We start from the raw sequence: 7347 nt of genomic DNA, 5'->3' as shown, positions 1-7347 counted from the left end.
CGGCGACATGCAGCGGCGCGTGGTTGCCGCCTGCGCAGCGTTTGCCCGCGACACCGAGATTTACTCGATCGATGAGACTTTCCTCGACCTGGGCGGGTTCGAGGACCGCGATTTGGTCGCCCATGCCCACGCAATGCGCGACCAGGTGAGACTGTGGACGACCATCCCGACCTGCGTCGGCATCGCCGAGACGAAAACGTTGGCGAAGCTGGCCAATGCGGCGGCGAAGAAGGATTCGCGCTTCGAGGGTGTTGCCGATCTGCGCGATGACGCGGCTCGGGAGCGAGTGATGCGCGCCTTCCCTGTCGAGGATGTGTGGGGCGTGGGAGGGGCGACCGCGACCACGCTGAAGGGGTTGGGCATCGAAACCGCCGGCGGCTTGCGCGATATGCCGATGAAGCAGGCGCGCGCGGTCGGGACGGTCGTGCTCGAGCGGTTGGTGGCCGAACTGCGCGGCGTGCCATCGAACGCGGTTGAGACCATCGAGCCCCAGCGAAAGGGTATGGCAGTGACCAGATCGTTCGGGACGCCGGTAACGACCTTCGACAGCATGATGGGCGCGCTCAGCCAATACGCGATGCGTGCCGGCGAGAAGCTGCGCAACCACGGCCTGGTTGCCGCCCGGCTGACGGCGTTCTTCCACACCAACCGGCACAAGCCAGAGCGGCCACAGTATGGCGGCTCACGGACCGTCGCGTTGCATCCGATGACGAGCGACAGCCTGGAGTTGATCGCCGCGGCGCGACGCGCGGCCGAGCGGGCATGGCGGGACGGCTATGCCTACACCAAGGCCGGTGTCATGCTTGACGATCTGGTCGCTGCAGATTTGAGGCCGCGGACCCTGTTCGAAGAGGACACCGGTAAGCGCGACCGGCTGATGGGCGCGCTGGACGAGATCAATGAGCGCTACGGGAAATGGACGGCGGTGACGGCGTCGCAAGGTTTCCGGCGCGAGTGGAAGTTGCGATCGGAGATGCGGTCGCCGGCCTGGACGACGAGCATTGCCGAGGTGCCGACGGTGCGGGCCTGACCGACTTTCGTCAGCCAACCTGAAACCCTTGCCTCAATCCTTGAAAGGCACTCGCGTCACCCGCTCGCCGGGCAGCGTCGGACGGGCGAGGTAGCGGGACGGCGGCATGGGCTTGCCGCTCCGTCTCAGCTACATGACGTGCGCGATAATGGCGACGGAGACGGTGCTAGAGGTGCGGGGCATGGGTACTGATGCGGCACCACATCGCGTTATGCTTGGACAACCGGGACCGCGCCGTTAGCTTTTTCGACGTCGACTGCCGCCGCTCGATACGAGTCGCTTGTGGGTCGTGCCGGAAGATAACGAGGGGCCTATGACACGCGCGCTGTTGATTGCTGAGGAGGAGCTAAAGCGCTCTGATAATGCTCTTGTCCATATTGAAATGCATAGGGAAAGAGGTGGTCCCATCCTGCTCGATCCTATGGCGATCACGCGCGTTGTTTCCGCCTTCGCAGATTTAACGAGTGCTGTTTCAGATCAGACAATTGGCTTCGCAGTCGTCGACGTGCGCCAAGGCTCACTCATAATTCGCTTGTTGCCGTATGTGATTGGCGCCCACCAGCATCGATCCACAATTGCTGACTATGCTCAGATTTTTAGTCTCCCGATCGCCCTGCTAGCGATGTTCGGTGTGGGGACAGTTTCCGCCCAAGAGGGCAATCCCAGCATTACTGAAAACGCCGCGGTTCAAAATCCATACGCAAGGGACGCGCGTATTCGCGATCAGTTTCATCAGTTTCCTCAATCCTTCTGGGATGCTGGAGTTGACTACATTGTTATTCGAATTCCAGACGCGCCGTCACTGACGGTCCGCGCCCGCAGCTCGAAGGCAAGAAAGAAGGTGTTGGAGCAGACGATTGCGCCCACCAACCGCGACGACAGCTTTTTACGTGAATTGATCGCCGATCTTTGGCGGAACTCAGACGTAGTCGATGTATCGCTGACGCGAGATGGTAAGCTGATCGTTCGTTTCGAGGATGATATGGGTTCTGAAGGACCCCTTAGCGTAGAGGAAGGCATCGCCCGGCAGGCGGAGGCTTTCGAACGCGAATTTAGCTTAAGGGCTCGCGCGTAGAACGTCGAAGCTTCTAACTGCCGCGTATTAAGTGAAGCAGCTTCAGTATCTATTCAGCGCATCACGCAGTTCGGCGGGGAAAAGATTAAGTCACCGCACCCGCGTCGGGAACACCGGCCCCCGCACGGACATATTTTCGGCAGGATAGGACCGCTGCAGGGCCCGCACGTCGTCATAACTGCCGGTCAGCCAGCGCTCGTGATCCTCGGGATGCAGGACAGTAATCATCGCCTTCGGATGGATCGGCGCAACCAGCTTGTTGGGATCGCAGGTCACCATCGTAAAGCCGACGCCCTCCCTGGTGTGCTGCCAGAAACCGGCAACAGCAAAGATCGGCTGGTCCGTGACCCGAAACCACATCTCTCCCTTGAGCGGCTTCTTGCCATCGCCAAGGTCGTGGGTCTCCGGCGTCCATTCGCAGAACTCGGTCAGCGGCACGAGGCAGCGCTGCTCAGGGTTTGATGCCAGCGCCTTCCACTGCGACAGCCCCAAGTTGCGGACGTTGGTCATCGGCCTTGGTGCCGCACCGCCCAGCACGTCCCAGGCCATAACATCGAGACCGCGAACGCCATCGTGCCGGCGGATGACATAGGCGCGTCCCTTCGGCCTCAGCTCGACCGGATCGAACCGGTTGTCCATCGGCTTGCCGGTGATCCAGCCCGCTTTGAAATGTTCGATGATGGTCTCGGGCTCGCCGAGCATTCGCGCGCGGTTGCACATTACAGGAAGAAGCCCGCGACCATGACCGCCATGGCGAGGACCGACAGCGTGATGAGGGCACCGTGGATCGCGCGTCGGCCGAACGTCGGCTCGCGCTGATTGTCGCGATACAGCTTTTCGCCAGAACGGGTCACGCTATGCTGCCGGCGGTGTATGCGCCGGCCAGCTCGCTGCCTCGCGTGGACCATTGATCGGGTTCGATGACGGGCATGGCTTCCCCCCTTATTATTCAGAATGTCGAATCACTTGGAGCAGACCTCGGCACACGATCTAGCAGCGTTCGAGGGCGACTGGTGGCTATTGATCGAGGAGCAGGACCACGATCGATCGCCGGACCAGCGATGGGCGCTACGCGAGCGAATGAAGTGAAGCGGCGACGTCATTGCTCCGTCCCGTGGGTGAGCTGGTCATAGCGTTCCGCGATCGCTTGCCACCGGGTAACGCCCAGCAGATCGCCAGCCAATACCAGAGCCGCCACGCGCTCAGCGATAAACGCGGGCGCACGCGGGCCGTGCTGTCGCTCAACTAGCAGCGCTTCAGCCCATCGTTCGTGGTCAACATCCATGCCAAGCAGGTGGTTGCTTGAGGCATTGCCTACAAGCGGGGCAGGCGGCCAGGGCTGGTGACGCGCGCGATCGCCGTCCCCGCTGGTGCGTGATCGGCGGCGGCGCGGGATATCCTCTGGACCGTCACGGAATCACCGGGCGCCCCCCCAACTCGCTAGTCATTGCTGCGGCTGGCCGGGTGCCAGCTGCCGCTCGACGGCGGCTCCGGGCAACGCCTGACCGCCACGCGGCGGGGCGGGTAACTCTTTTCTCATGCCCTCGATCCCGAGCCAGATCACCCCGATCCCCAACACGATGATCAGAGCAAAGATCACCTTGGCGGCGAGGCTCGGACGCTCGTTGCCTCGATCGGTCATTAAATGCGGTTTCCTGTTGGTGTCGCGCTTTCGCTGCGCTCCGGAATGTCGATTTCAGAAAGTCGCGCGATCAGGTCCGCAAATGCGTCGTCTGTCGGCACCGGGTAATGCATTGTGAACCCTCGCCCGAGCCGTTCCAGATCGCGCTCGCTTAGCAATCCGATAGATACAATGCGATCGTTAGACATGGCGGGTCTCTCAGTTCTCATCCCTAACCGACAGGAAGCGAAACTGTGCCGTCGATCCGACGATTTATCGAATGTCCAGTTTGCAGCGCGACAATGAGGGCCAACACGCTGACGCCACGCTCCCGGGTCCGCTCAATGGCATGGCCGCCGCTGCCCCCACCACGCGGAGACGGCGCCAGCGGCCAATATCCCGACCTCGAGCAATAGGCTTTCGAGCAAGGTCCACTAGCCGCCCGCGGTTCGATCCCGGACCCGCATGCCCTCAAACACAGTAAAATACAGTCCAACCGCGCCCATAACGGACAGCAACACGCCGGCAAGATGCAGGGCTAGCACAGGCATTACGTGGCTGTTGTCAGGCTCGTTGGTCACGAACAACCTCCCATCCGATACCGCCGCCAATAGCTATCCCATCGCGTCGCAGCACCCGAAGCGATAACAGCGCAGGATAGGCTTCGACCGTCCGCCAGCGTGCAGCGGGCGACAACGCGCTGATAGGACTTCCCCACCGGCTGGCATGTCATGGACCGGTTGAGCGTCAGTTTTTCAACAATGCGCTGGCTGCGCGCCGCCTGGACGTCCGAACAGATATATGCTGCCTTGCCTCGACGGCACGGCTCCGCGCTTTCGAAGTCGGGCGCTTGCACGCCGGCAATACGGACCTTGATGCCGTTGGCGCACCACACGGGGCCGTCACCGTCGTGAACGCGGACGACGAGGCAGAGGAAGGCGGCGACGATCATCATGGTTCCAAACGAGGGGGCAGAATGGAGACTTTGCGCCCCATGTGCGAGCCATGTGACGGTCTCCGCTGCTTAGGCTCAACAGGCGCAGCTAAAAGGCTTCATTACAAAGTCCGGGCCCCGGGGGAGCAGGCAAACCGCTGTATCGGGCCGTTCATTGGCATTCTTGCAACTAGTCGCCCTAGGTCCCAAATCTCGCAAGCGCTGGCAAAATGATGTTGCCGCACATGCTCGATAGCGGCTTCGTCGCCATCAGCGACAAATTCGATCCGGCTCGTGATGTGCCCCTGATCGTTTAAACAATATAGCTTATATGCGGCCATAGCCGAGGACGGTGCAACTTCTCGCAGCGATTCGCCAGCCTGCCGATTCTTGCGTAGCTGTTCTCATCGAGTCAGCAGCGGGCGCATCGAACGCAGAGCCGGGCCGGCATCACCGCCATGACCGCATGCAGGAGTGGGGCAATGACGCTGGAGGGCGTGAATTGGGCGTAAGCGGTTACGCACCTTCATCGCGCTCGAGCGATCGCCCCCAGGGATTGCGGCTCTTGCGGTATCAGGGGTGCACCATGGCCCTGCCCGCTCCGCATCTTGGCCGATCACGCCGGATCGAGCAGTTGGCCAGCGACCTGCATGGCTTGGCCTTCGATGTGGCTAAACCGTTGCGCTGCGTCACCGGCCAGATCGCATAACGGGCCGTCTTCAGAGGTTAATCACGGCCCGTGCGAAAGCTCGGCGAATATCACTCACGCGTGCCACTGATGGCTGCATCCCCAGGATTGGCGGCTGCTTTGGCTCAATGCTCTTAGCAATGATGTTCAATCGGTCTGCACGCGCACGCAATTCTTGGGCCGCCTCAAGATCAGCAGTTGCCGAAGCCAAATAAAGGCATCGTAGAATTTCCGAATCGAGTTCGTCGAGATCCATAAACTAACAATTAAAGTAGCTTCGTTATGGCGCAATATCGCAACCGGTTGTTATTGTTACAATTGCGGTCTGCCGATGAAAATCTGGGATCGTTGGAAGCAATAAACGTATCGGGTGCGTAACTACTGCTCCCGACAGTGGGCTGCTATTATAGCCGCTGGGCGGCTCTGCGGCGTCGAAGACCCTTTCGCGGACGCTCACGGCGCCTCGCTCGCTTACCAACTTCTGCAATTCGTTAACGTCGATTTCGTGCCGCGTAATGAGTTCAAGACCGAGGACCAAATAGCCCGAACCCTTTAGGTCGGGTCGAAACGAACGCCTTGCCCCCCGGCAGGTGACGCCTCCCCGGCGTCAATGAAGGTGACTCCGGCGGCACTGAAAGCGTCTTCGATCGCGGACAATGATCCAGCAGCCACCGACATACCGGACTCGTAGCGCCGAACTGTCGCGACACCCACGCCTGCGCTCTTGGCGAGTATCTCCGCCGACCAGTCGAGGAGTGCCCTGGCGGCGCGACACTGCTCAATCGTAATCATCTGATCGGAACTATATCAGTTCGCGCTTGTCCGCCACCGTTCGCGGTGATATGAAAACGATCAGTCAGCCGGGAATGGAGAGCCTAACCTCCAAACCCGGCCTGACCACCACCGTCTGTTTGAGGAGACGACAATGGCTGACACCGTACATAGCAGGACCACGTCGCGGCGCACCATCCTTCTTAGCGCGCTTGCTGCGCCCGCCTTGGGAGTGATCGGCGGCGGCGTCGCAGCGGCAATGCCCGCCACGCGATCAGACTTCGACGCCGCATTGAGCGCTTACCACCGTGCCCGCGACGCAGATCTGCACGATCTGAACCACGGGACCCTCAAGAGCGCGGCCGACCTATATGATCGTCAGACCGCACCGCTCACCGCAAAATACGGCGCCACCAGAAACCTGGCTCGCGCCGACGATGCGGTGCGCTGGGATGGCTACTTTGACGAGATGCGGGCCGCGGAACAGCTCCACACGGAGACGTTCTCCCGGCCCCGCTGGGCCGAGTTCGAGGCGCTAATCGCTGTGCCGGCCCCCACGATCGGCGCCCTTTTGACCAAAATCAAAGTGGCCGGTGACGAAGTTGACGGTGACGACATCGTGGAGTTCGTGCGCGCCGACCTGACCCGCTTTGCAGCGCAGGAGGGCTAAGCGATGACGACCAATCCAACCGCCATCGCCCCGCTTTCATTGATCCAGGCGCTTCACCAGCGCTGGGAGGCAACGCAGCGCGAAGGCACCGCGATCGAAAACGCCCAGATCGCAACCAATAACGACGTCGCTCGCGACGGCCGACTGGATCGCGCCAGCCGCGCCAATGAAGCCGATGGCGACACGCTGCGATATGCCATCCTTACCCAAGTCCCGGACGGCAAGACGGACTTGTTGATCCTCACCTACCACGTTCGGCTGGAGCATGACTTCCAGGCCAACATCGTATCGCCATTCGGGCGAACGGACCCGCGGCCCGGCATCCTGTCGAATGCGATCGACGCCATGCTCGACTTCATCGCGCGCGACTTTGGCATCAATCTGCAAGCGATCGGCCCGCAGATGCAGGACGGATGCGCGACCGTTTCCCACGCGCGCCGGTATCGCACCGGCGAAACGGAGGTTTGAGCAATGACCCCCACCATGAGCCGCGCCGCCCAAGCCGAAACCCTGCTGCAGGAGGGGGTGTCCTCGGCACAGGCGATCCTATTCGCAATC

12 protein-coding genes are annotated in these 7347 nt (G+C 61.3%); 5 read left to right on the top strand and 7 right to left on the bottom strand.

The genetic code is table 11. The features are described 5' to 3' along the window. A partial coding sequence (locus tag ABC969_RS16415; RefSeq protein ID WP_345866251.1) for a DinB/UmuC family translesion DNA polymerase occupies positions 1-1030 on the top strand: 1030 nt, incomplete at its 5' end. Between the two features lie 313 nt (positions 1031-1343). Next, positions 1344-2105, top strand: coding sequence for a hypothetical protein (locus ABC969_RS16410; protein WP_345866250.1), 762 nt, complete (start codon positions 1344-1346; stop codon positions 2103-2105). Between the two features lie 90 nt (positions 2106-2195). Here ABC969_RS16410 and ABC969_RS16405 read toward each other — a convergent pair whose 3' ends face one another. From ABC969_RS16405 to ABC969_RS16385, 6 genes are all read right to left on the bottom strand, one after another. Then, positions 2196-2825: an SOS response-associated peptidase family protein gene (locus ABC969_RS16405; RefSeq protein ID WP_345866249.1), complete on the bottom strand. Its 630-nt coding sequence runs from the start codon at positions 2823-2825 to the stop codon at positions 2196-2198. Next, positions 2825-2959 carry a hypothetical protein gene (locus ABC969_RS16400; protein WP_345866248.1) on the bottom strand — a complete coding sequence of 45 codons (135 nt, stop codon included), beginning with the start codon at positions 2957-2959 and terminating at the stop codon, positions 2825-2827. Before ABC969_RS16400 ends, ABC969_RS16405 begins: the two co-directional genes overlap by 1 nt. Positions 2960-3204: 245 nt before the next feature. Then, on the bottom strand, positions 3205-3390 hold the full coding sequence (locus tag ABC969_RS16530; RefSeq protein ID WP_380808276.1) for a DUF6961 family protein: 186 nt from the start codon (positions 3388-3390) through the stop codon (positions 3205-3207). Between the two features lie 159 nt (positions 3391-3549). Continuing rightward, a complete protein-coding gene (locus ABC969_RS16395; RefSeq protein WP_345866247.1) occupies positions 3550-3747 on the bottom strand; it encodes a hypothetical protein in 198 nt (65 codons plus the stop codon). Continuing rightward, positions 3747-3935, bottom strand: coding sequence for a hypothetical protein (locus tag ABC969_RS16390; protein ID WP_345866246.1), 189 nt, complete (start codon positions 3933-3935; stop codon positions 3747-3749). Before ABC969_RS16390 ends, ABC969_RS16395 begins: the two co-directional genes overlap by 1 nt. 368 nt (positions 3936-4303) lie before the next feature. After that, complete coding sequence (locus tag ABC969_RS16385) at positions 4304-4678, bottom strand: thermonuclease family protein (protein ID WP_345866245.1); 375 nt, start codon at positions 4676-4678, stop codon at positions 4304-4306. 568 nt (positions 4679-5246) lie between these two features. Here ABC969_RS16385 and ABC969_RS16380 point away from each other — a divergent pair. Beyond that, positions 5247-5369 (top strand): hypothetical protein, encoded by a 123-nt coding sequence (locus ABC969_RS16380; protein ID WP_345866244.1) that lies wholly within the window; start codon positions 5247-5249, stop codon positions 5367-5369. A 531-nt stretch (positions 5370-5900) separates the two neighbouring features. On the opposite strand, the gene ABC969_RS16375 is transcribed toward ABC969_RS16380, so the two are convergent. After that, complete coding sequence (locus ABC969_RS16375; RefSeq protein ID WP_345866243.1) at positions 5901-6140, bottom strand: helix-turn-helix domain-containing protein; 240 nt, start codon at positions 6138-6140, stop codon at positions 5901-5903. A gap of 133 nt (positions 6141-6273) precedes the next feature. On the opposite strand from ABC969_RS16375, the gene ABC969_RS16370 reads away from it, so the two are divergent. Next, positions 6274-6789 carry a hypothetical protein gene (locus ABC969_RS16370; RefSeq protein WP_345866242.1) on the top strand — a complete coding sequence of 172 codons (516 nt, stop codon included), beginning with the start codon at positions 6274-6276 and terminating at the stop codon, positions 6787-6789. A 3-nt stretch (positions 6790-6792) separates the two neighbouring features. After that, positions 6793-7257 carry a hypothetical protein gene (locus ABC969_RS16365; RefSeq protein WP_345866241.1) on the top strand — a complete coding sequence of 155 codons (465 nt, stop codon included), beginning with the start codon at positions 6793-6795 and terminating at the stop codon, positions 7255-7257. The last annotated feature ends 90 nt before the right edge of the window (positions 7258-7347 follow it).

This window comes from Sphingomonas qilianensis (assembly GCF_039614825.1).
Classification (GTDB): domain Bacteria; phylum Pseudomonadota; class Alphaproteobacteria; order Sphingomonadales; family Sphingomonadaceae; genus Sphingomonas; species Sphingomonas qilianensis.
The sequence above is the reverse complement of the archived record's forward strand: the minus strand, read 5'-3'. Positions and strand labels throughout refer to the sequence as shown.

What these genes read in the sequence shown, in the direction of transcription:
- ABC969_RS16410 (WP_345866250.1), top strand. Translation starts at nt 1,344, where the DNA reads ATGACACGCGCGCTGTTGATTGCTGAGGAGGAGCTAAAGCGCTCTGAT.
- ABC969_RS16405 (WP_345866249.1), bottom strand. Translation starts at nt 2,825, where the DNA reads ATGTGCAACCGCGCGCGAATGCTCGGCGAGCCCGAGACCATCATCGAA.
- ABC969_RS16530 (WP_380808276.1), bottom strand. Translation starts at nt 3,390, where the DNA reads ATGGATGTTGACCACGAACGATGGGCTGAAGCGCTGCTAGTTGAGCGA.
- ABC969_RS16395 (WP_345866247.1), bottom strand. Translation starts at nt 3,747, where the DNA reads ATGACCGATCGAGGCAACGAGCGTCCGAGCCTCGCCGCCAAGGTGATC.
- ABC969_RS16390 (WP_345866246.1), bottom strand. Translation starts at nt 3,935, where the DNA reads ATGTCTAACGATCGCATTGTATCTATCGGATTGCTAAGCGAGCGCGAT.
- ABC969_RS16385 (WP_345866245.1), bottom strand. Translation starts at nt 4,678, where the DNA reads ATGATCGTCGCCGCCTTCCTCTGCCTCGTCGTCCGCGTTCACGACGGT.
- ABC969_RS16380 (WP_345866244.1), top strand. Translation starts at nt 5,247, where the DNA reads ATGGCCCTGCCCGCTCCGCATCTTGGCCGATCACGCCGGATCGAGCAG.
- ABC969_RS16375 (WP_345866243.1), bottom strand. Translation starts at nt 6,140, where the DNA reads ATGATTACGATTGAGCAGTGTCGCGCCGCCAGGGCACTCCTCGACTGG.
- ABC969_RS16370 (WP_345866242.1), top strand. Translation starts at nt 6,274, where the DNA reads ATGGCTGACACCGTACATAGCAGGACCACGTCGCGGCGCACCATCCTT.
- ABC969_RS16365 (WP_345866241.1), top strand. Translation starts at nt 6,793, where the DNA reads ATGACGACCAATCCAACCGCCATCGCCCCGCTTTCATTGATCCAGGCG.